Origin of the sequence: Rhizobium rhododendri, from assembly GCF_007000325.2 — a bacterium.
GTDB classification, from domain to species: Bacteria; Pseudomonadota; Alphaproteobacteria; order Rhizobiales; family Rhizobiaceae; genus Rhizobium; species Rhizobium rhododendri.
The window spans coordinates 1823379-1846797 of record NZ_CP117267.1 but is presented as its reverse complement, the minus strand read 5'-3'; the positions used below and the strand labels follow the sequence as shown (position 1 = coordinate 1846797).

20 protein-coding genes are annotated in these 23419 nt (G+C 61.1%); 16 read left to right on the top strand and 4 right to left on the bottom strand.

The window, feature by feature from the left end:
• Position 1: 1 nt before the first annotated feature.
• The 4 genes from ftsW to murB are packed head-to-tail and all read left to right on the top strand — an operon-like array spanning position 2 to position 4668.
• Positions 2–1156 (top strand): putative lipid II flippase FtsW, encoded by a 1155-nt coding sequence (gene ftsW, locus PR018_RS09065; RefSeq protein WP_142823195.1) that lies wholly within the window; start codon positions 2–4, stop codon positions 1154–1156.
• 4 nt (positions 1157–1160) lie between these two features.
• Positions 1161–2285, top strand: coding sequence for an undecaprenyldiphospho-muramoylpentapeptide beta-N-acetylglucosaminyltransferase (murG, locus tag PR018_RS09060; RefSeq protein ID WP_142831464.1), 1125 nt, complete (start codon positions 1161–1163; stop codon positions 2283–2285).
• On the top strand, positions 2282–3697 hold the full coding sequence (gene murC / locus PR018_RS09055; protein WP_142823193.1) for a UDP-N-acetylmuramate--L-alanine ligase: 1416 nt from the start codon (positions 2282–2284) through the stop codon (positions 3695–3697). Before murG ends, murC begins: the two co-directional genes overlap by 4 nt.
• Complete coding sequence (gene murB, locus PR018_RS09050; RefSeq protein WP_142823192.1) at positions 3694–4668, top strand: UDP-N-acetylmuramate dehydrogenase; 975 nt, start codon at positions 3694–3696, stop codon at positions 4666–4668. The genes murC and murB overlap by 4 nt, the downstream gene beginning before the upstream one ends.
• A gap of 96 nt (positions 4669–4764) precedes the next feature.
• Here the strand turns inward: murB and PR018_RS09045 are convergent, their stop codons facing one another.
• Positions 4765–6069: an MFS transporter gene (locus tag PR018_RS09045; RefSeq protein ID WP_142823191.1), complete on the bottom strand. Its 1305-nt coding sequence runs from the start codon at positions 6067–6069 to the stop codon at positions 4765–4767.
• 503 nt (positions 6070–6572) lie between these two features.
• On the opposite strand from PR018_RS09045, the gene PR018_RS09040 reads away from it, so the two are divergent.
• The 8 genes from PR018_RS09040 (at position 6573) to ligA (ending at position 17879) form a co-directional block, all read left to right on the top strand.
• A complete protein-coding gene (locus tag PR018_RS09040; protein ID WP_111222854.1) occupies positions 6573–7499 on the top strand; it encodes a D-alanine--D-alanine ligase in 927 nt (308 codons plus the stop codon).
• Positions 7487–8419: a cell division protein FtsQ/DivIB gene (locus tag PR018_RS09035; RefSeq protein WP_142823190.1), complete on the top strand. Its 933-nt coding sequence runs from the start codon at positions 7487–7489 to the stop codon at positions 8417–8419. Before PR018_RS09040 ends, PR018_RS09035 begins: the two co-directional genes overlap by 13 nt.
• Positions 8416–9747, top strand: a complete 1332-nt coding sequence (gene ftsA / locus PR018_RS09030; RefSeq protein WP_111222856.1) for a cell division protein FtsA — start codon at positions 8416–8418, stop codon at positions 9745–9747. The genes PR018_RS09035 and ftsA overlap by 4 nt, the downstream gene beginning before the upstream one ends.
• A 98-nt stretch (positions 9748–9845) precedes the next feature.
• Positions 9846–11585 carry a cell division protein FtsZ gene (ftsZ, locus tag PR018_RS09025; RefSeq protein WP_142823189.1) on the top strand — a complete coding sequence of 580 codons (1740 nt, stop codon included), beginning with the start codon at positions 9846–9848 and terminating at the stop codon, positions 11583–11585.
• A 302-nt stretch (positions 11586–11887) separates the two neighbouring features.
• Positions 11888–12844, top strand: coding sequence for a UDP-3-O-acyl-N-acetylglucosamine deacetylase (gene lpxC, locus PR018_RS09020; protein ID WP_142823188.1), 957 nt, complete (start codon positions 11888–11890; stop codon positions 12842–12844).
• 223 nt (positions 12845–13067) lie between these two features.
• On the top strand, positions 13068–13940 hold the full coding sequence (locus PR018_RS09015) for an outer membrane protein assembly factor BamD (RefSeq protein ID WP_202617092.1): 873 nt from the start codon (positions 13068–13070) through the stop codon (positions 13938–13940).
• A 13-nt stretch (positions 13941–13953) separates the two neighbouring features.
• A complete protein-coding gene (recN, locus tag PR018_RS09010) occupies positions 13954–15627 on the top strand; it encodes a DNA repair protein RecN (RefSeq protein WP_142832210.1) in 1674 nt (557 codons plus the stop codon).
• Positions 15628–15704: 77 nt separating this feature from the next.
• Positions 15705–17879: an NAD-dependent DNA ligase LigA gene (gene ligA / locus PR018_RS09005; RefSeq protein WP_142832209.1), complete on the top strand. Its 2175-nt coding sequence runs from the start codon at positions 15705–15707 to the stop codon at positions 17877–17879.
• 551 nt (positions 17880–18430) lie between these two features.
• Here ligA and PR018_RS09000 read toward each other — a convergent pair.
• The gene (locus PR018_RS09000; protein WP_142823184.1) at positions 18431–18973 is read right to left on the bottom strand and encodes a GNAT family N-acetyltransferase; all 543 of its coding nucleotides are present in this window, start codon (positions 18971–18973) and stop codon (positions 18431–18433) included.
• A 269-nt stretch (positions 18974–19242) separates the two neighbouring features.
• Between PR018_RS09000 and PR018_RS08995 the strand changes: the two genes are divergently transcribed.
• Both PR018_RS08995 and PR018_RS08990 read left to right on the top strand, forming a co-directional pair.
• Positions 19243–19833 (top strand): 3'-5' exonuclease, encoded by a 591-nt coding sequence (locus PR018_RS08995; protein WP_142823183.1) that lies wholly within the window; start codon positions 19243–19245, stop codon positions 19831–19833.
• A gap of 64 nt (positions 19834–19897) precedes the next feature.
• The gene (locus PR018_RS08990; protein ID WP_142823182.1) at positions 19898–20386 is read left to right on the top strand and encodes a CreA family protein; all 489 of its coding nucleotides are present in this window, start codon (positions 19898–19900) and stop codon (positions 20384–20386) included.
• 66 nt (positions 20387–20452) lie between these two features.
• Here PR018_RS08990 and PR018_RS08985 read toward each other — a convergent pair whose 3' ends face one another.
• Positions 20453–20917, bottom strand: a complete 465-nt coding sequence (locus tag PR018_RS08985; RefSeq protein WP_111222864.1) for a chemotaxis protein CheW — start codon at positions 20915–20917, stop codon at positions 20453–20455.
• Positions 20918–21148: 231 nt separating this feature from the next.
• Here PR018_RS08985 and PR018_RS08980 point away from each other — a divergent pair, with 231 nt between their 5' ends.
• Entirely contained in the window at positions 21149–21754 is a 606-nt protein-coding gene (locus PR018_RS08980) for an SCO family protein (RefSeq protein WP_142832208.1), read from the top strand.
• A gap of 219 nt (positions 21755–21973) precedes the next feature.
• The gene (locus PR018_RS08975) at positions 21974–22852 is read left to right on the top strand and encodes a 50S ribosomal protein L11 methyltransferase (RefSeq protein WP_142823180.1); all 879 of its coding nucleotides are present in this window, start codon (positions 21974–21976) and stop codon (positions 22850–22852) included.
• A gap of 204 nt (positions 22853–23056) precedes the next feature.
• On the opposite strand, the gene PR018_RS08970 is transcribed toward PR018_RS08975, so the two are convergent.
• On the bottom strand, positions 23057–23221 hold the full coding sequence (locus PR018_RS08970) for a hypothetical protein (protein ID WP_162854792.1): 165 nt from the start codon (positions 23219–23221) through the stop codon (positions 23057–23059).
• Positions 23222–23419: the final 198 nt, after the last annotated feature.

Here is a 23419-nt window from a genome sequence, read left to right as displayed (position 1 = left end):
GATGGTAAGCCGCGTAGACCGTGGGGCCCTGGCCGACTGGTTCTGGACGATCGATCGTTTTTTCCTCGGGATTTTCATCCTGCTTCTCGGCATTGGCTTCATGCTGTCCTTTGCAGCGTCGCCGGCAGTGGCGACCCGCATCGGGCTTGAACCGTTCCACTTCGTCAAGCGCCATGCCGCTTTCCTCATCCCGGCAATCGCCGTGATGATCGGCATTTCGTTCCTGACGCCGCGTCAGGTGCGCCGGACGGCTGTGATCATTCTTGTCGTCTCGCTGGCTATGATGCTGTTTGCGTTGTTCTTCGGCGTCGAAGTCAAGGGTTCGCGCCGCTGGGTCAATCTCGCCAGCCTGTCGATCCAGCCTTCGGAATTCATGAAGCCGGCCTTCGTCGTCGTCTGCGCCTGGCTTTTTGCCGAGCATGCGCGCCAGCCTGAAATTCCGGGCAACCTCTTTGCCATCATCCTCTTCGGTATCGTGGCCTCGTTGCTGGTCGCCCAGCCCGACCTCGGCCAGACCATCCTGACATCGGCCGTCTGGGCCGGCATGTTCTTCATGGCGGGCATGCCCTGGCTGTGGATCTTCGTGCTTGGCGGCATGGGCGTGGGTGGTCTTTTCAGCGCCTATTACGTCTTCCCGCACGTGGCGCTGCGCATCGACAAGTTCCTGACCGGCGAAGGCGATACCTTTCAGGTCGATACAGCCCGCGAGGCAATTGTGCGCGGCGACTGGTTCGGCGTCGGTCCGGGCGAGGGTATCGTCAAACGCATCATTCCCGACGCCCACACCGACTTCATCTTCTCGGTGGCTGCGGAAGAGTTCGGCATCATCTTCTGCATGTTCCTGGTCTGCATCTTCGCGGTCCTCGTCCTGCGCGGACTATCTCATGCCTACCGTGAGAAGAACGACTTCAACCGCTTCGCCGTTGCCGGCCTGGTGCTGCAGATCGGCATCCAGTCTATCATCAATGTCGGCGTGAACCTGCAGTTGCTGCCGGCCAAGGGCATGACCCTGCCACTGATCTCCTACGGTGGTTCGTCGATGATCGCGATCTGCGTCACCGCAGGCTTCATCCTGGCGCTGACCCGTCACCGACCGGAGAAGCGCATGCAGGAGCGCAGCCTGTTTCGCGTGACCCACGGCGTTCCGGCGGAGTGATGCGATGAGCAAGGGCATCATTCTTCTCGCCGCCGGTGGCACCGGCGGCCATGTATTTCCAGCCGAAGCGCTGGCCTACAAGCTGCGCGATCGGGGTTACTCCGTGCATCTGGTCACCGACAGCCGCGCCGAGCGCTATGCGGGCTCCTTTCCAGCCGACGAGATCCACGTGGTGCCTTCCGCAACGATCGGCTCCAAGAACCCGGTCAATCTCGCCCGCTCGCTCTGGACGCTCTGGACCGGCATGCGCGCGGCCCGAAAGCTGATCCGCAACATCGGCCCGCTTTGCGTCGTCGGTTTCGGCGGTTATCCAACGATTCCCCCGTTGCTCGCCGCGACACGCATGGGCGTGCCAACCGTCATCCACGAGCAGAATGCCGTGATGGGCCGTGCTAACAAGGCGCTGGCCGGCCGCGTGAAAGCGATTGCCGGCGGCTTCCTGCCGGACAATGGCGGTGCGTACCCGGAAAAGACGGTTACCACCGGCAATCCCGTGCGGCCGGCCGTCATCGAGGCAGCCAAGACGCCCTATCATCCATCCGGTCCGGATGAGCCGTTCAACCTCGTCGTCTTCGGCGGCAGCCAGGGCGCGCAGTTCTTTTCCAAGGCTATTCCGACCGCAGTCAGCCTGCTGGAGGAGCCGCTCCGCAACCGGCTGCGGATCACCCAGCAGGTGCGGGTCGAGGACATGGAGACGGTCAATAACTGCGTCGTCCATCTGCAGATGGGAGCAGACATCGCGCCGTTCTTCAACGACATGGCCGAGCGGATTGCGGCTGCCCACCTCGTGATTTGCCGCTCCGGCGCCTCGACGGTCTCCGAGCTTGCGGTCATCGGCCGACCGGCGATCCTCGTGCCTTATCCCTATGCTCTCGACCACGACCAGGCGGCCAATGCCGCAGCGCTTGCCGCGAATGGCGGAGCCAAGGTCATTGCACAGTCGGAGCTCTCGTCGGAAAAACTGTCGGCGATCTTGCGAGGCTCGATGAATTCGCCCGAAAAGCTCGCCAAGATGGCCGCTGCTGCGAAATCGACGGGGAAGCCGGAGGCAGCAAACTTGCTCGCGGATCTTGTAGAGGCTATTGCCGACAAACGTTCAATTGCAGAATTCAAGGGGGCAGGCGCATGAAGCTGCCTAAGGCCATCGGCCTCGTACATTTCATCGGCATCGGCGGCATCGGCATGAGCGGCATCGCCGAGGTGCTGCACAATCTCGGCCACAAGGTGCAGGGGTCGGACCAGGCGGACAGCGCCAATGTCCAGCGCCTGCGCGCCAAGGGCATCGAGGTTCTCATCGGCCACAAGGCGGAGAACTTGGGTGAAGCCGAAGTGGTGGTGGTCTCGACCGCCATCAGGAAGGATAACCCGGAACTGATCGCCGCGCGCGAAAAGCTGCTGCCAGTGGTTCGCCGCGCCGAAATGCTGGCCGAGCTGATGCGCTTCCGCAATGCGATTGCCATTGGCGGCACGCACGGCAAGACAACCACGACCTCTATGGTGGCGACGCTGCTCGAAGCAGGTGGACTCGATCCAACCGTCATCAACGGCGGCATCATCAACGCCTACGGCACCAATGCCCGCATGGGCGAGGGCGAGTGGATGGTGGTCGAGGCCGACGAATCGGACGGCACCTTCCTGAAGCTGCCGGCAGACGTCGCCGTTATCACCAACATCGATCCCGAGCATCTCGATCACTACGGCACCTTCGATGCCGTACGGGCTGCTTTCCGGCAGTTTGTCGAAAATGTCCCGTTCTATGGTTTCGGGGTGCTGTGCCTCGATCATCCGGAAGTCCAGACGCTCGTCGGCCGTATCGAGGACCGCAAGGTCATCACCTATGGGGAGAACCCGCAGGCCGACGTGCGCTTCATGAATGTCCGCATCGACGGGACGCGGTCGCTGTTCGACATCGAAATCCGTCGCCGCCGCACCGGCAAGGTTATCGAGATCAAGGATCTCGTGTTGCCGATGCCAGGCCGTCACAATATCGCCAATGCCACCGCGGCCATTGCCGTTGCCAACCGGCTCGGCATTTCCAACGAAGACATAGCCCGTGGCCTTGCGGCGTTCGGCGGCGTCAAGCGCCGCTTCACGCTGACCGGCGAGTGGAATGGCGTGAAGATCTTCGACGATTACGGGCATCATCCGGTCGAGATCAAAGCGGTTTTGAAGGCGGCGCGCGAATCGTGCTCCGGCCGGATCATCGCCGTTCACCAGCCGCACCGTTTTACGCGGCTTTCGAGCTTGTTCGAGGAATTCGCCGCCTGCTTCAACGACGCCGACAGCATCTTCCTCGCGCCGGTCTACTCGGCCGGCGAGGAACCGATCGAGGGCGTCGATTCGGAAGCCCTGGTGTCGCGCATCAAGGCCGGCGGCCATCGCGACGCCCGTTACCTGCCTTCGCCGGATCGTTTGGCCGGAATGGTCGCGGAGATTGCAAAGCCGGGCGATTTTGTGGTTTTGTTAGGGGCTGGCAGCATAACCTATTGGGCCGCAGCGTTGCCACAGGAACTGGAAGGCCTTTCGGGTAAATCCGCATGAAGCAGGTCAATGGAGAAAAGCTGCTCGCGTCTTTGGGCGACGGCGTCAAGAATATTCGCGGACGGTTGACGCCGGATGCACCGATGGATCGCGTCACCTGGTTTCGTGCCGGCGGATTGGCGGAGCTTATGTTCCAGCCCCACGATACGGATGACCTCGTCACCTTCCTGAAGCTGTTGCCTCCGGAAGTGCCGCTGATGGTCGTCGGTGTCGGCTCGAACATCCTCGTGCGTGACGGCGGTATTCCCGGCGTCGTGCTGCGGCTGTCTGCCAAGGGGTTTGGCTCGCTCGAACTGGCCGGGGAAAACCGTATCAAGGCGGGGGCCATCTGCCCCGACAAGCATGTCGCCGCCATGGCCATGGATAACAGCATCGGCGGTTTCCATTTCTACTACGGCATCCCGGGCTCGATCGGCGGTGCGGCGCGCATGAATGCCGGCGCCAATGGCGTCGAGACCTGCGACCGGCTGGTCGAGGTCCATGCTGTTGATCGCAGCGGCAACAAGCATGTGCTGAGCAATGCCGACATGGGCTACACCTACCGCCATTCGTCAGCGTCGGCCGACCTGATCTTCACCGATGTGGTGTTCGAGGGTTATACCGAGGACAAGGCCAAGATCCGTGCCGACATGGATGCCGTGCGCAATCATCGCGAGACCGTTCAGCCGGTCCGCGAAAAGACCGGCGGCTCGACGTTCAAGAACCCGCCGGGCCTTTCCGCCTGGGAAGTCATCGACGAGGCCGGCTGCCGTGGTCTCGTCATCGGCGGCGCGCAGATGTCGTCGCTGCATTGCAATTTCATGATCAACATGGGCCAGGCGACTGGCTACGATCTGGAATATCTCGGCGAGCAGGTTCGCCGCGAGGTGTTCGAGAAATCCGGCGTCAAGCTGGAATGGGAAATCAAACGGCTCGGAACCTTCATGGATGGCCGCGAGGTTCGTCCGTTCCATGGTGTGACGACGGAGTAGGTAAATAGCAGAGCGCCTGCTGGGAACCGATACTTAGTTAGAAAAAAAGGCCGCGAAACAGATGTTTCGCGGCCTTTTTCGATGCGATTGTGTGGATCAGATCTCTTCGTTGCCTGAGAGCAGGATGCAGATCAGCGTGATGAAGGCGGCGATTGCCATATAGTAGCCGACATAGGCAAGGCCGTAGTTGCTGGCGAGCCAGGTGGCGATAAAGGGTGCCAGCGAGGCGCCGAAGATGCCGGCAAAGTTGAAGGTGATGGAGGCGCCGGTGTAGCGCACTGCCACCGGGAACGGCGCTGCCAGCGCAGTTCCGATCGGGCCGTAGGTCATCCCCATCAATGCCATGCTGACAGCTGCGAAGATGTAGATCTCGGTGAGGCCACCGGTCAGCAGGGTCTGCAGGAAGAACGAGAAGACACCGATCGCGACCGTCGTGGCGACGAGCACGGTGCGGCGGCCAAAGCGGTCCGACAGCTTGCCGGCGATCGGGCAGAAGATGCCGAAGAACACCGAGGCGACGATCTGCACGAGAAGCGCGTCGAGGAAGCTGATCTTCAGGACCTTGACGTTGTAGGACAGCAGGTAGGCCGTGCCGATGTAGAAGAGCACGAAGGTTGCCAGCGCCACGAAGGTGCCGAGGACAAGGCTGCGCTTGTGGTTCTTCAGGATTTCGACCACGGGAACGGCAACACGCTCCTTGCGGGCGACGGCTTCGCTGAACTCCGGGGTCTCGGTGATCGACAGACGGACCCAGAGGCCGATGCCGATCAGGATGATCGAGGCGATGAACGGCACGCGCCAGCCCCAGGTGATGAAGTCTTCCTGGGAGATGAAGTGCAGCAGCAGCCAGAAGACGGCCGACGACAGGAACAGGCCGACGGGTGCACCGAGTTGCGGGAACATGCCGTACCAGGAGCGCTTGCCCTCCGGCGCATTCTCCGTCGCCAGCAGCACCGCGCCGCCCCACTCGCCCCCGAGACCGAAGCCCTGGCCAAAGCGGCAGATCGCCAGCAGCAGAGGCGCGGCCACGCCGATCGAGGCGTAGGAGGGCAGGAAGCCGATCAGTACCGTCGAGATGCCCATGGTCATGAGGGCTGCAACGAGCGTCACCTTGCGGCCGATGCGGTCACCAAAATGGCCGAACACGATGGCGCCGATAGGACGGGCGAAGAAGGCGATTGAAAAAGTCGCGAATGATTGCAGGACGCCGGTGGTCGGATCGCTGGTCGGAAAGAACAGCGTCGGGAAAACGAGGACTGCAGCCGTCGCGTAAACGTAAAAGTCGAAGAATTCGATGGTGGTGCCGATCAGGCTTGCCAGCAGAACGCGTGACGGCGAATTCAGGGAGGCACTGTTTCGCGACGAGGGAGCCGGCGATAATGGCGATATCGCTTGTTTCATTTTCCTACCAATCCGGAATGCTAAGTTCAACTTCACGGGCCTTAACGCAATTTAAGACCGGCGCAAACGCCAAAGTAGCAATTTCCCGAACGAAATCGTTGATGCGTCGCACAATAATGTCCGCATCGTCGGGTGTCTCCGGCTGATCCGCAGGGATCTCAAGTCGAACCGGCGACGCGTCTGCCGTTACTCGCAATCACTCCGGTATCGCAGGGGTTGCATATCTCGGATCGGAGGCTCCCGCCGGGGTGATGTCCAGGATTAAGAAAATCGAAGGCGCCTCTTGCCACGGATCTAAAGCTCTGATTCCAAGAGGGTAATTGCCATCGGGATTTTGATTCTTTTGGGTCGGTGGCGGCAAAAGATGCATCGGGTTAACCAAAGTAAACGCTTCGTTAACTATAATGACGCTCTAATAGGCTCATTCAGAAGCCGGTGGAATCGCCCGGTAAAAGCTTCGCGCAAGCGTGCTGTCGCAAAGAGCTGTATTTTTGGGGGTATCGATGAGTGAGAAGCATGTAGCCGTCCTGTTTGGCGGTTTTTCCTCGGAACGGCCGGTCAGCCTGTCGTCGGGGAAGGCATGCGCTGACGCTCTCGAAGGGCAGGGCTACCGGATCTCGCTGATCGATGTCGATCGCGATATCTCGGCGCGGCTCGCCGATCTTGCGCCCGATGTCGTCTTCAACGCCCTGCATGGCCCCTTCGGTGAAGACGGCACGATCCAGGGCGTGCTTGAATACCTGCAGATCCCCTATACCCATTCCGGCGTGGCTGCGTCTGCGCTGGCGATGGACAAGTCGCGCGCCAAGCTGGTGGCTGCCGATGCCGGCGTGCCGGTTGCCGAATCATTGCTGATGAGCCGTTTCGACTTCGGGTCCGAGCATCCGATGCCGGCACCCTATGTTGTCAAGCCGGTCCGGGAAGGTTCGAGCTTCGGCGTCGTCATCGTCAAGGAAGACCAGGCGCACCCGCCGCAGGTTATCACGTCGTCGGAATGGCGCTACGGCGACGACGTGCTGGTCGAGCGCTACATTGCCGGCCGCGAGTTCACCTGTGGCGTCATGGGCGACAAGGCTTTGGCAGTCACCGAGATCGTGCCGCAGGGACACAGCTTCTATGACTATGACTCGAAATATGTCGCAGGCGGCTCGAAACACGTAATTCCCGCAGAAATTTCACCAAATATTTACCAAAAAATACAAAGATTAGCGTTAACGGCGCATCAAGCAATCGGCTGCCGCGGAGTCACACGATCAGACTTTCGCTACGACGACCGCTTTTCCGAGGATGGTGAACTTATCTGGCTAGAGATCAATACCCAGCCCGGCATGACCCCGACTTCGCTTGTGCCGGAAATGGCAGGCCACGCCGGCTACTCGTTTGGCGAATTTCTCCGGTGGATGGTGGAGGACGCGTCATGTTTGCGTTGACGGTCAAAAGGATGAAGCGCTCGAGGCACCGTGCTCCGGTGCTGTTCGATCAGCCGGAGGACCTGTTCGTCCTGCCGCGGCCGCTCCGTCGTGCCGTGCGTTTCCTGGTGAGCCTCGGCTCCGGGCGCATCTACGTTCCACCACATCTCGGCACTGTCTCCGCCATAGCTTTCCTTGCCGCGACAGGCCTCTACGGCATGTCGCTCGGCGGTCATACGCAGACTGTCGCCCAGGCAACGACGGCGGCAGCCGGCTTTGCTATCGAGGACGTCAAGGTTTCGGGCAACGACCAGACTTCTGAAATCGAAATCCTGCAGCTTCTCGGCCTCGATGGCACGACATCGCTTGTCGCACTCGACGTCGATGCCGCGCGCCAGAAGATTGCCAGCCTTCCCTGGGTCGAAAACGTCGAGGTTCGCAAGGTCTATCCGAAGACCATCGAGGTGAAGCTCAAGGAGAAGGCCGCTTACGGTATCTGGCAGCACGGCGCCGAGCTTTCGCTGATCGAGCAGAACGGTACGGTCATCGCGCCGCTGCGCGACAACAAGTTTGCGTCCCTGCCATTGTTCGTCGGGCGCGAAGCCGAGAAGGCCGCGACTTCGGTCGGTGACATGTTTGCCGCCTGGCCGGACCTTCGCAGCCACGTCAAGGCTTTTGTGCGTGTCGCCGGTCGCCGCTGGGATCTCTATCTCGACAGCGGCATCGTCATCAAGCTGCCGGAAGACGACCTGCAGCAGGCGCTCGCAAAGCTGGCAAAGCTGGACAAGGAACAGAACCTTCTGGCGCGCGACATCGCTGCCGTCGACCTTCGTCTCGAAGATCGCACGACGGTGGAACTGACGCCGGATGCGATGGTGCGCCGACAGGCGGCGCTGGATTTGAGAACCAAGGCTCTGAAAAAGGCGGGACAAGACACATGAGCTTATTCGGTTCGTCCCATTTCGGCTTGCCGCGCCTGAAGCCGCTTTCGTCGAAGCGCTCGCATATCGTCTCCGTGCTCGACATCGGCTCGACGAAGATCGTCTGCATGATCGGTCGGCTGACGCCGCGCGAGGAAACGCAGGTTCTTCCCGGCCGCACGCACAACATCGAAATCATCGGCATCGGCCACCAGCGCTCACGCGGCATCAAGACGGGCGTCATCGCCGATCTCGATGCAGTCGAAGGCGTCATCCGCCTTGCGGTCGACGCTGCCGAGCGAATGGCGGGCCTGACGGTCGAGAGCCTGATCGTCAACGTCTCGGCCGGTCGCCTCGGAAGCGACATCTATACGGCAACCATCGATCTCGGCGGTCAGGAAGTCGAAGCCACCGATCTGAAGAAGGTCCTGACGGCCGCCTGCCAGCAATCGCTGCGCCAGGATCGTGCCATCCTGCATTCGCTGGCGACGGGCTACTCGCTCGACGGCGAGCGCGGCGTTCGCGATCCGCTGGCGATGTTCGGCGACGCGCTTGGCGTCGACATGCATGTGGTGACGGCTGAGCGCTCGGCATTGCGCAATCTCGAACTCAGCGTCAACCGTGCCCACCTGTCGGTCGAGGGCATGGTGGCAACGCCTTATGCCAGCGGTCTGGCTGCCCTGGTCGACGACGAGGTCGAACTCGGATGCGCCGCCATCGACATGGGCGGCGGCACCACTACGATCTCGGTGTTTGCCGAAGGCAAGCTCGTGCACACGGATGCGGTCAGCATCGGCGGTCATCACGTCACGACCGATCTGGCCCGTGGCCTGTCGACCCGTATCGAGGACGCAGAACGGCTGAAGGTCGTGCACGCTTCGGCGCTGCCCAATCCGGGCGACGACCGCGAAATGATTTCCATCCCGCCAATTGGCGAGGATGACCGCGACCAGCCGACCCAGGTGCCGCGTGCGCTGGTATCGCGCATCGTCAGCGCCCGTATCGAGGAAACGCTGGAGCTGATCCGCGACCGTATCCAGCGCTCGGGCTTCAGCCCGATCGTCGGAAAGCGCGTCGTGCTGACGGGTGGTGCGAGCCAGCTGACCGGCCTGCCGGAAGTGGCGCGCCATATCCTCGCGCGGAACGTCCGCATCGGCCGCCCGATGGGCATTTCCGGCCTGCCGACGGCAGCCAAGGGACCTGCCTTTTCGACGGCGGTCGGCCTGATGATCTATCCGCAGGTGGCGGATCTGGAAACGCATATGGGCGGCAGCGGTCTGCTTTCGTCGCTCGGCGGCAACAACAGCCGCATTGCCCGGGTCGGGCAGTGGCTGAAAGAAAGTTTTTGAGTTTCCGGGCCGGGCGGCAATGCCTTCCGGCACGGGCGAGCACATTGAGTGAATTGGCTGGCGTGGCGACGCGGTCATAGACAAGAAGGAACGGTACCATGACGATCAAGCTGCAGAAGCCAGATATCACCGAGCTTAAGCCCCGCATCACCGTGTTCGGTGTCGGTGGCGGTGGCGGCAATGCCGTCAACAACATGATCACAGCCGGCCTCCAGGGCGTCGACTTCGTGGTCGCCAATACAGATGCGCAGGCGCTGACCATGACCAAGGCACAGCGGATCATCCAGCTCGGCGTCAACGTCACGGAAGGCCTCGGCGCCGGCTCGCAGCCGGAAGTCGGCCGCGCTGCCGCTGAAGAGTGCATCGACGAGATCGTCGATCACCTGCAGGGCACGCATATGTGCTTCGTCACCGCCGGCATGGGCGGTGGTACGGGCACCGGTGCTGCTCCCGTCGTCGCCCAGGCCGCCCGCAACAAGGGCATCCTGACGGTTGGCGTCGTCACCAAGCCGTTCCACTTCGAAGGTGGACGCCGCATGCGTCTGGCCGAAATGGGTATCCAGGAACTGCAGAAGTCGGTCGACACCCTGATCGTCATCCCGAACCAGAACCTGTTCCGGATCGCCAACGACAAAACGACGTTCGCCGATGCGTTCGCCATGGCCGACCAGGTTCTCTATTCGGGCGTTGCCTGCATCACCGACCTGATGGTCAAGGAAGGTCTCATCAACCTCGACTTCGCCGACGTTCGTTCCGTCATGCGCGAAATGGGCCGTGCAATGATGGGCACCGGCGAAGCATCGGGCAACGGCCGCGCCATGCAGGCTGCAGAAGCTGCGATCGCCAACCCGCTGCTCGACGAAACCTCTATGAAGGGTGCACAGGGCCTGCTGATCTCGATCACCGGCGGCCGTGACCTGACGCTGTTCGAAGTCGACGAAGCTGCGACCCGCATCCGTGAGGAAGTCGATCCGGACGCCAACATCATCCTCGGCGCAACGTTCGACGAATCGCTCGAAGGCATCATCCGCGTCTCCGTCGTTGCCACCGGCATCGACCGTGCGATGAACATGACAGCCGAACGGAACATGGAACTCCGCTCCGCACCGAAGCCGATTGTCCGTCCTTCTGCGGCCGTTGCCCCGGCACCGGCCGCTGCTCAGCCTGCCTATGTCGCGCAGGCACCAAAGGCTGCCGATCCTATCGCCCAGACGATCCGCATGGCGGAAGCCGACATGGAACGCGAACTGGAAATGCTGACCACCCGCCAGGTTGCGCCAGCTCCCCAGCCGGTCCAGCAGCCTGTGATGCAGGAAGAAACCTTCCGCCCGCAGAGCCGTATCTTCGCAGCCCCGGAAGCCGCAGCACCGGTGCTGCGTCAGTCGGCACCCGCACCGCAGCCGGCTCCGGTCATGCAGCAGCCCGTCATGCAGGCTCCGCAGCCTGCACCGATGCGCCAGGATCCGATGGTCCGCCAGACCGCGGAAGCGGTCCGCATGCCAAAGGTCGAGGATTTCTCTCCGGTCGTCAAAGCCGAGATGGATCATCGTGCACAGCCGAACCATGCCGCTGCCGAAGAACGCGGCCCGATGGGTCTGCTGAAGCGAATCACCAATTCGCTTGGTCGTCGCGACGAGGACGATGTTTCCGCCGACATGACCGCTCCGGCACCGACTGCGGCTTCGCAGCAGCGCCGGCCGCTGTCCGCAGAGGCCAGCCTCTATGCTCCGCGTCGCGGCCAGCTTGACGATCACGGTCGCCAGCAGCCACAGCCGCGCATGAGCAATGAAGACGACCAGCTCGAGATCCCGGCATTCCTGCGCCGTCAGTCGAACTGATCCGGCAGCCCCGCAAACTTTGGCCCCCGGCGCAGATATCTGCTCCGGGGGTTATGTTTTATCTGGCCTGTGCCGCGCGAAATTACCTAGGAATTTCAGTGACCTGATTCCGTTACATTGCGAAAGAAACAGTGATTTGGTTTGCCGCGGCGTGGCGCGTATGTAGATACCAAGCGCACTACGGAATCGCATCCGCTCTTCGGATCAACTTTGAATTTCGTGCCAAGTAACAGACCGAACCACGACATCGCAGTCTCTCAAAAGCAAGTCGGTTCGGTGCAGGATGATAAGGCAGAACGTAAATGGCAATTGGATTGCTGGGTTTTCAGACAACTGTTGCAGCCCCCGTCACACTCTCCGGCATCGGCGTTCATTCCGGCGCCAACGTGTCGATCACCTTTCTTCCTGCCGAAGCCGACACCGGCGTCGTTTTCCAGCGCATCCACGATAACGGCGATGTCACTGAGCTTCGCGCCGTATCCTCGCAGGTCGGCAACACCGATCTGTGCACCGTTCTCGGCTTTTCGGCTGCCCGTTCTGTCGCGACCGTCGAGCATGTCATGGCGGCAATCTATGCCATCGGCCTCGACAACGTTGTGGTCGAAGTCCAGGGCGCCGAGATGCCGATCATGGATGGCAGCTCGTATCCGTTCATCGAAGCTTTCGAGCAGACCGGCATCGTGCCACTCGGCGTCAAGCGCCGCTACATCCGCATCGTCAAGCCGGTTCGCATCGAATCGGGTGGCTCATGGTGCGAGTTCCGCCCCTATGACGGCACGCGCTTCGAAGTCGAAATCGATTTCGATTGCCCGCTGATCGGCCGCCAGAAGTGGGAAGGCGACCTGAACGCCGAGACCTTCAAGAAAGAACTGTCGCGCGCCCGGACTTTTGGCTTCATGCGCGATGTCGAGCGTCTCTGGGCATCCGGTCATGCGCTCGGTTCGTCGCTGGAAAATTCGGTCGTCATCTCAGACGACAACACGGTCATCAATGTCGAGGGCCTGCGCTATGCCAAGGACGAGTTCGTGCGTCACAAGACGCTCGATGCTGTTGGCGATCTTGCCCTTGCCGGCACGCAGTTCATCGGCTGCTACCGCTCGTACCGCGGTGGCCACAAGATGAATGCCAACGCACTGAAGGCACTCCTCAGCGACACGTCTGCCTATGAAGTTGTCGAGACGTCCGTGCCGCGCCGCCGGCCGGCAGCGCGCGACTTCGTCGCCGTCAACGCACCCGAGTTTGCTCCCTGGTCCGCATGACCTCCAGATAATGTTCGACCAGGGTAGCCGCCTCCGAAAGGGGGCGGCTTTTTCTTGGGCGGACGAAAGGCAGCAAGGTGGCAGGATGCGGGTAAATCTCGTGGATGCGCCACAAAAATGCGTTAATGGTTCATCATTGCGTTGCCCTGACGACGCTTTTATGGATAGAAACGCGGGCCGGTAGCACTCGTTTTTTGTCGTGGCGGTAATTGGGAATTTCCGAATGGGTTTTGCAGGATCTGAAAGCATGAAGATTACAGCGCGGGCTTTGCTCGTCACGCTTCTCCTCGCAGGGACCGGCGCGTTCGTATCCGGTTGCCAGTCGGACAAGGACATCGACATCACCAAGCTCGGCGTTGAGACCGATCCGCCGGAGCAGCTTTACAATCAGGGCCTTGCCAACATCAAGGCAGGCAACATGGGCGAGGCCGGCAAGAAGTTCGATGCCATCACCCGCCAGGAGCCATTCTCGGACTGGGGCCGCAAGGCGCTGGTCATGAGCACGTTCGTCAAGTATCGCACCGGCAACTACGACGAGGCCGTGACGACCGGCAACACCTACATGAAGCAGTATCCGCGTTCCGAGGATGCTGCCTACGTGCAGTATCTGGTCGGCGCCTCCTATGCCAAGCAGATCGTCAGCGTCACGCAGGACCAGCGCGCCTCGCAGCAGACCATCGAGGCGATGCAGAAGGTGATCGACAACTATCCGAAGTCTGAATACGTCGATGACGCCCAGGCAAAGATCCGCTTCGCCAAGGACCAGCTGGCCGGCAAGGAAATGCAGGTTGGTCGCTACTATCTGGAACGCAAGGATTACCTCGCCGCTATCTCGCGCTTCCGCGTCGTCGTCGAGAACTATCCGACCACCAACCAGATCGAGGAAGCGCTGGCGCGTCTCGTCGAAGCCTATTACGCCATGGGCATCGTTGAGGAAGCACAGACTGCCGCTGCCGTGCTCGGCCATAACTATCCCGACAGCCAGTGGTATGCCGACTCGTACAAGCTGCTGAAGAGCGGTGGCGTCGAACCACGCCAGAACGAGGGATCGTGGATCGCACGTGCCGGCAAGAAGCTTCTTCTCGGTAGCAGTTGAGAACCAATAAGAGATGCTGGTCCAGCTTTCGATCCGCGATATCGTCCTGATCGAGCGGCTGGACCTTGCCTTCGAAAAAGGTTTGTCGGTTCTGACCGGCGAGACCGGCGCCGGCAAGTCCATCCTGCTCGACAGCCTGTCGCTGGCCATGGGCGGCCGCGGCGACGGTGGGCTCGTGCGCCACGGCGAGGAACGCGGCCAGATCACCGCCGTCTTCGATGTGGCAATTGACCATGGCGCCCGCAAGCTGCTCCGTGAAAACGGTATCGACGACGAAGGCGACCTCATTTTCCGACGCACCCAGTCTGCGGACGGCCGCACTAAGGCATACGTCAACGACCAGGCGCTGAGCGTCCAATTGATGCGCCAGGCCGGGCAGCTGCTGGTCGAAATCCACGGCCAGCACGACGACCGCGCTCTCGTCGACACCAACGCCCATCGCACCTTGCTCGATGCCTTTGCTGGTCTCACCGATGAGGTCGTCGCCGTTTCCGGCCTCTACCGCCAGTGGCGCGAATGCGAACGGGCTTTGAAGAAGCATCGCGACAAGATAGAGCTTGCCGCCCGCGAGGCCGATTATCTTCGCGCCGCCGTCGAGGAGCTGGAAACGCTCTCTCCGCAGGATGGCGAAGAGGACGATCTTGCCGAGCGCCGCTCGAAGATGATGAAAGCCGAGCGCATTGCCGGCGATATTTCAGAGGCCTCCGAGTTCCTGAACGGCAATGCCTCTCCCGTGCCGCATATCGCCTCGCTGGTGCGGCGCCTCGAGCGCAAGAGCCAGGAAGCGCCCGGCCTGCTGGAAGACACCGTCGCCCTGCTGGACGCAGCCCTCGACCAGTTGTCGAATGCGCAGATGGAAGTCGAGGCGGCATTGCGCAAGACCGAATACGACCCGCGCGAACTGGAGCGGGTGGAGGAGCGGCTGTTTGCCTTGCGCGGAGCCGCGCGCAAATATTCCGTTCCGGTCACCGGCCTGCCTGATCTCGCCGAGAAGATGATTGCCGATCTGGCTGAGGTGGATGCCGGCGAGGAGAAGCTCGCCAAGCTCGATGCCGAACTGGCGGTTGCCAAGGGGCTTTTTGATCGTGCCGCCCAGAGCCTTTCCGAAAAGCGCCATTATGCCGCAACGTCGCTCAGCGACGCCGTGATGGCCGAGTTGCCGGCACTGAAGCTGGAGCGCGCGCGTTTCATGGTCGAGATCACCACCGATCCGGCGGCCGGCGCCGCCGAGGGCATCGATGTCGTCGAATTCCATGTCCAAACCAACCCCGGCACCCGTCCGGGACCGATCATGAAGGTGGCATCGGGCGGCGAGCTGTCACGCTTTCTGCTGGCGCTTAAGGTGGCGCTGGCCGACCGCGGCTCGGCACCGACGCTGGTCTTCGACGAGATCGACACCGGTGTCGGCGGGGCGGTGGCGGATGCCATCGGCCAGCGGCTGAAGCGGCTGTCGGAGAAGGTGCAGGTTCTGTCCGTCACCCATGCGCCGCAGGTGGCGGCCCGCGCTGCGACCCACCTGCTGATTTCCAAGGGCCCGTCTGCCGATGGCTCCGATAAGATCACCACGCGGGTGGCGACGATGGAGCCGGAGGACCGGACCGAGGAAATTGCCCGCATGCTGGCCGGCGCATCGATCACCGACGAGGCGCGGGCCGCCGCTGCGCGGCTGTTATCCGGAAACGGCTGAGCGCCGCTGTCGCAGGGTATCTTTTCATCGGCTGGAATTGCTCTAGAAAGATCCACTCAAACTGTGGAGTGATATGGATGCCGAGCGAAGCTATGTCCGTCGAGGATCTGACCGAGGCCGATGCAGCCGCCGAACTGGAGCGGCTGGCGAGCCAGATTGCCCACCACGACGCACTCTATCACGGCAAGGATGCACCGGAGATCTCGGATGCCGATTACGACGCACTGAAGCGGCGCAACGATGCGATCGAGGCGCGCTTTCCGGCGCTGGTGCGAATCGACAGTCCTTCCCGCCATGTCGGCGCTGCTCCGTCCGATACATTTGCCCAGATCACCCATGCGCGGCCGATGCTGTCGCTCGACAACACATTTTCGCAAGAAGACGTGCAGGATTTCGTTGCCGGCATCTACCGTTTCCTCGGACGCCTGCCGGACCAGTCGATTGCCTTTACCGCCGAGCCGAAGATCGACGGGCTGTCGATGTCGATCCGCTACGAGAACGGTCGCATGGTGAGTGCCGCGACGCGTGGCGACGGGACGACGGGCGAAAACGTCACTGCCAATATCCGAACCATTAAGGAAATCCCGAACACTCTGCCGAAGGACGCGCCGGATGTCGTCGAGGTGCGCGGCGAGGTCTACATGGCCAAGAGCGACTTCCTGGCGCTGAACGCCCAGATGGCGGCGGAGGGCAAGCAGACCTACGTCAACCCGCGCAACACGGCCGCCGGCTCGCTTCGCCAGCTCGACGCCAAGGTGACGGCCAGCCGCAAGCTGCGCTTCTTTGCCTATGCCTGGGGCGAGATGTCTGAAATGCCGGCGGATACCCAGCTTGGCATGGTGGAGGCTTTCGGGCGTTGGGGCTTTCCGATCAATCCGCTGATGAAGCGGTTGGAATCGGTAGCCGATATTCTCAGCCACTATGACGATATAGGCTTGAAGCGCGCCGATCTCGACTACGATATCGATGGCGTTGTCTACAAGGTCGACGACCTCGCGCTGCAGGCTAGACTCGGCTTCCGCTCGCGCAGCCCCCGCTGGGCGACGGCGCACAAGTTTCCGGCCGAGCAGGCGTTTACGCGACTGACCGCCATCGATATCCAGGTGGGTAGGACAGGCGCCCTGACGCCAGTGGCGCGGCTGGAGCCGATCACTGTCGGCGGTGTGGTTGTCACCAATGCGACGCTGCACAACGAGGACTACATCAAGGGTATCGGCAATGGCGGTGAGGTCTTGCGAGAGGGCCGGGACATCCGGATCGGCGATATCGTCATCGTCCAGCGCGCCGGCGATGTCATTCCGCAGATCGTCGATGTGGTGCTTGAGAAGCGCGATGCCGCAAGTGTCGCCTACGAGTTTCCGAAGGTCTGCCCGGTCTGCGGAAGTCATGCGGTGCGCGAGGTCAACGAGAAGACCGGCAAGCTTGATTCGGTGACGCGCTGCACCGGCGGTTTTGCCTGCCAGGCGCAGGCCAAGGAGCACCTGAAGCACTTCGTTTCGCGCAATGCCTACGATATCGAGGGGCTGGGCGCCAAGCAGATCGATTTCTTTTTCGAAAGCGACGATCCGGCCCTGCAGATCCGCACCGGGCCGGATATCTTTACGCTGGAGGAGCGGCAGAAGGCGTCCTTGACCAAGCTCGAGAATATCGATGGCTTCGGCAAGGTCAGCGTCGGCAAGCTATATGCCGCCATCAACGGGCGGCGTGAGATTGCCTTGCAGCGTTTCATCTATGCACTCGGCATCCGCCACGTCGGCGAGACCAATGCCAAGCTGCTGGCCCGCTCCTATGGCACATATGAGGCCTTCGGAGAGGCTATGCGCGAGGCAGCACCGCTGACGGGAGATGCATGGAACGACCTCAATGCCATCGAGGGTATCGGCGAGGTCGTCGCCCGCGCCATCGTCGAGTTCTACAAGGAGCCGCGCAACAGCGAGGTCATCGAGCGACTGCTGCGCGAGGTGCGCCCGCAGGATGCCGAGCAGCCCAAGGCCTCCGGTAGTCCGGTGGCCGGCAAGACCGTGGTCTTCACAGGCACGCTGGAAAAGATGACGCGCGACGAGGCCAAGGCTAAAGCGGAAAGCCTCGGTGCCAAGGTGGCAGGCTCCGTCTCGAAGAAGACCGACATCGTCGTTGCCGGCCCCGGCGCCGGCTCCAAGCTCGACAAGGCGCGCGAGCTTGGAGTGCAGACGATGGACGAAGACGAGTGGCTGGCGCTGATCGGCCTTGCCGTCGACAGTAGGGTGATTTAGCACCACTACGAGGCATCCGGCTGCCAACGAGTAAGCCAACGCAAGCGGGCTGGACCTGAAGCTCCAGCCCGCTTTGTGTTATTTCTTTTTGAAGTGACAATTGTTCAGAGAAGGAGGGAATGGGTCGCCGCTTTTGACATTCTTATCGTGCTCTGCCCCAGCATATGAGTTATTAGTGTCGTGATACTGTCCGTATAAACCTGTTTCCGAGCATGTTTGGCCCGACCAATGCTTAGACATAGTGTTTCCTTTGCTTGCGTAGCCCTACCTCAGGAAAAGTTGTATTTATCAGCACACATAACTACTTTCAATATATATCTTAAAATTTAAGAATATTAGAAATTGTGAAAAAGAATAGGATATTTGGCATTCGGGAAATTTCCGGAAATCAATCTTCATTTTGTAACTGAGCGCATGGCCATACTACTTGCTCGCGACCCATCTCAATCCGCCATTTTCCAAGCTCGATAAGGCGCGCGAGCTTGGAGTGCAGACGATGGACGAGGACGAGTGGCTGGCGCTGATCGGGTGAGGCAAGGCCGCAGCCTCCATCATCCTTGCTCGCGCAGGCGCGCCATGGTCAGGGCGTCGACGTAAGACCCGGCGCGGAAGGCGAAGTCCTTCAGCCGGCCTTCCTCGATAAATCCGAAACGCTTGTAGAGCGCGATGGCGGCTGCGTTGTCTGCATAGACGGTGAGTTCGACGCGTCGGATGTTCAGCCAGTTGTCGGCGCAATCCAGCAATGCACCGATGAGCGTGCTGCCGATACCGCGACCGGTGTATGCGTCATGGACGCCCATGCCGATGCTGCCGACATGCTGCCTGCGGCCCTCGAACCGCCGCAGGCCTGCGTTTCCAACGATTCTTCCGTCGAGGACGGCAACCAGACGCGGTGATTGCGCCTCCGCTTTAGACAGCCAGCGGCGGGTATCGTCCGTCGTCTGATAGGGCAGGCGCAGCGTGCCTGCGCGAAAGCCGGGCAGGTTGGCGATTGTCGAGATACCCTCGGCATCATCTACTTCGGCCGCGCGGATCAGCAGTCCTTCGGGAGGTGTTTTCGAACGCGATTTGTCAGAACTCGGCGTCTCATTCATGGGGTCTCTCCTTGTTTGACGGAGGAGAGCCGGTTCCCAAACCCTGCTCGCCTCGGGCAGGGTCGTCGGGATGATCGGTCGGGTTTCAGCCCGGCAACACGCCCCCACACCCTGGAAGGGTGGTGGTGATGTGAAGCATGACGTTGTTGAGCGATCCGATCATCCTCCCAGATTTCCTCAGCGTCGGAAGAATGTCAACCTCGCTGCCAAATTGCTTCAAGGCTCAAGCCTCGCTACTACTGTCCGATCAGACGAATCGGACACCACCCGTGAAAACCATCGCCATCGATTTCGAGACTGCCAACGAGCAGCGCGGCAGCGCCTGCTCCGTTGGACTGGCGTGGATCGAGGACGGGCGTGTGGTGCGGGTGGAAGAGCGGCTGATCCGCCCGAAGGACATGCGGTTTTCGGGTTTCAACATCGCCATCCACGGCATCCGGCCGGAGCATGTCGAGGATGCGCCTTCGTTTCCCGAGGTGATGGAGGAGTTCCAGGAGGACTTTCGCGGCGCGACGATGATCGCCCACAATGCGTCCTTCGATTTTAGCGTCTGGCGGGCGAGCCTCGATCACTACCGGCAATCCTATCCGGAGCTATTCTATCTCTGCAGCCTGAAGATGGCGCAGCGGATCTGGCCGCAGCTCCTGTCGCACCGGCTGAATGTGATCGCCGAGCATCTGGCGCTGAGGTTCAAGCATCACAATGCGGCTGAAGACGCGGCCATCTGTGCCTCGGCCGCCATCGAGATGGCGAAGGCGGTGAAGGCCGTCGATGTCGGCGGCATTCCGGCCGCAATCGGCATGACGATCGGCCGCCTGACGTCGCGCGGCTATGAGCCCTGCACCTGCCGCAAGCGCTAACGTCTCTCCTTGCAAAGATCCGCCTGCGACATATCTTCGGCGCTGGATCAACAAGGAGTTTTCCATGCGCCGTTTCGCTCTCGCCGCTGCTTCAATTCTCACGCTCATCGCCGGCACGGCCTCGGCCGAAGTCGTCGGCAAGGTCGGCGTCGACTGGACGGGTAACGACATCCTCATCGATGCCGTTCCGGACCCGGAAATCAGTGGCGTCACCTGCCACGTCACCTATTTCGACCGGGGCGTGATCGACCGTCTGCGCAAGGGTAAGTGGTTCGAGGACCCGTCCAACAATTCCATCGCCTGCCGCCAGACGGGTCCGATCCAGATCAACGATATCAACCTGTCAGAGGGCGGCGAGGAGGTCTACAAGTCCGGCATGTCGCTGATCTGGAAGAAGCTTGTCGTCAACCGGATCTATGACAAGAAGAACGACACGCTGATCTATCTCGCCCATTCGCGCGAACTGACAGACGGCTCGGCGAAGATGTCGATCTCGACCATCCCGCTCTACGGTCAGACGGTGACCTGGACAAAAGGCAAGCCCGCTCCCTGACCCAACCCATACGAAAACGGCCCGACGCTTGCGCATCGGGCCGTTGGATAAACGGGGTAGTCAGGCTTAAGCGGCCTGCGCCAGTTCGTCGGCGATGACGGTGTCGAGGTTGAGGAAGCAGACCATTGTCTTTTCCAGGGCGACGATGCCGCGGCAGAAGGCGCGCTGGGCCTCCGGGATGATTTCCGGTGCCGGCTGCAGGTCTTCGCTCTTGATGGTCATCATGTCCGACACCTGCTCGACGAGCAGGCCGACCAGCTTGCCGGCGATGTCGGTGACGATGATGGCAGAGCGCTCCGACGGCTCGGTCATCTTCATGCCGAGGCGGCAGGACATGTCGATGACGGGGATAACCGCGCCGCGAAGGTTGATGAGACCGAGAACGTAGGGTGGCGTGTGTGGCATCGGCGTCACTGGCGCCCAACCGCGGATTTCGCGGATCGCCATGATGTCGATGCAGAATTCCTGATCGGCAAGGTGAAACGAAACGATTTCCAGGTAGGCACCCGACTGTTTGATGGCGTTCGACATGTGAAGTTCTTTCCGGAGCGTCTGAGCGGAATCATTGAGGTTTGCCGTTGAAAAACATGTTGACCGAGACTGGTTACGATCAGCTTAACGTTGTGCCGATTTCCAAGGTATCGCGCATATTCGATATGGGTGACGGCGTGTTGAATTGCGGTCGGTCGCCCGAAGCGGTATCCCTGCAGCCTCTCAACAGGTACTCCATTGGACGGGCCGCTTTGGCATCGGGAATCGATCATGAAAAAACTGCGTATTGCGATCTGGGTCCTGGTCGCTTTGATGGCCGGCTTCCTCGGGGCAGGGTCGTTCTATTTCACCCGATCGCCTGAATCCGCTGCTGCAGGCGGCCCCTTCGGCGTTCCCTTCACGCTCGTGGCGCAAAATGGCCAGCCAATCACCGAGAAGGCATTCCGCGGCCGGCCGTCGGCGGTCTTCTTCGGCTATACGCATTGCCCGGATGTCTGCCCGACGACGCTCTTCGAAATGGATGGCTGGCTCCAGAAGGTCGATCCGGATGGATCCAAGCTCGGGGCCTATTTCGTCACCGTCGATCCAGAGCGCGACACGCCTGCCATCATGAAAGAATATGTCTCCAACGTTTCGCGCCGCATCACCGGCATTTCCGGGCCGACCGACAAGGTGACCGAGATGGTGCACGGTTTCCGGGTCTATGCGGTCAAGGTGCCGCTCGACGCCAAGGATCCGAATGGCGACTATACGATGGACCATTCGGCATCTGTGTATCTTCTGGACGCAGAGGGCCGGTTTGCAGGAACGATTGCCTACCAGGAAAATCCGGATACGGCCGTCAAGAAGCTGCAGAACCTGATCAACAAGGGCTAGGCGGGGTGCCTGGGCCGGACCTGTCGGTCTGTCGGTTGTACGATCCACGATACGTCAGGTAGGCAAGAGCCGCAGCGCCCGATGAGCTTTGTGACCATGAACCCGCCGGTAATGCGGCTTCCCGTCGTCCGCCGCTTGCTTTTGCGCCATGTCGCGAGGTACGACACCTGCAAACCGCCATCGACCGGCTGGACTGAACGACGATGAGAGACCGAAGCGTTGAATGAGATTCGCCTGTATGTGACGACGACCGAGCGCGATGCCGAGCGGATCCTAGACCTGATGACGCCTGTCTTCGAAGACGAGGAACTGCCGATCGCAACCTCCGAGATCGACGAGAAGAAGGATATCTGGGAAGCCTCGATCTACCTCTATGCGGATCAGGAAGAGGACGTTCGCCCACGGTTCGAGGCGCTGCTGGCCGAGGCCTATCCGGGACTTGCGATCGACAAGGAAATCATCCCCGACGTCGACTGGATCGCCCGCTCGCTCGACGGCCTGAAGCCGGTGCGCGCCGGCCGCTTTGTCGTCCATGGCTCCCATGATCGCGACAAGATCCGCGCCAGCGAGATCGCTATCGAGATCGACGCCGGTCAGGCCTTCGGCACGGGTCATCACGGGACGACCGCCGGCTGCCTCGAAACCATCGAGACGGTCATGCGCAGCCGACGCGTCCGCAATGCGCTGGATCTCGGCACCGGCAGCGGCGTGCTGGCCATTGCCGTGCGGAAACTAAAGAATATTCCGGTGCTGGCCACCGACATCGATCCCATCGCGGTTCGAGTCGCCCGCGAAAACGTCGTGCGCAACGGCATAGCCTCGGGAATTTCGCTCGAAACCGCTCCCGGATTTCACTCGACGGCCTTTTCCCGGCATGGGCCTTTCGACCTGATCATCGCCAACATCCTTGCGCGGCCGCTGATCCGCATGGCGCCGCAGCTTGCCAACCATCTTGCTCCCGGTGGGTCTGTCATCCTGTCCGGTATCCTTGCCGCCCAGCGTTGGAAGGTGATCGCCGCCTATAACGGCGCCACGCTGCGCCATGTCCGCACCATATGGCGCAACGGCTGGGTTACAATCCATCTCGACCGCGCCTGAGCCTTGACCGGCTCGCGCAGTGATTCCGGCTTTGTTACCAAGTTCTTGAATTTCCTCCAAAATGCAAAAGGCGACACCAGGGGTGTCGCCTTGCAGATCAGTGTTACCTGATCATGTCCGCGAGCAGAGGGGAGGAAATGCTCAAGCGGGCGTCTCGCATTCTCGTCAGTCGTCGGCCGGGAGGAGAAGCCGTATCGACCGATCCTAGAATGCGTAGCTGGTGTTCGTGTTGCGTACGTCGCCGCGGCTTACGCCGATGATCCGGGAAGCTTCGCTATCTGCAACGCGCAGGGCACCGATTACGTGACGGACGGTCCGGCGTTCGCCAGCCTGCATCGGGCTGCTGTATGCGAAACGGGGAGTGTTCATAGTCGTATTCCTTTTGGGTGGGTTGCTTTCAACCCTTCTGATGCACCCCTTATAAACTATCCCGCACTGCAGCACAGATTTAATGCGGCATGGGAGCCATGCGTATACGTCATGGGTATTGTCGTGATTGAGTCATAATCGCTTGATTCTGCCCATCAAATAGGCGCAGTCGTTAACGGGCATTAACAGGCATTAATG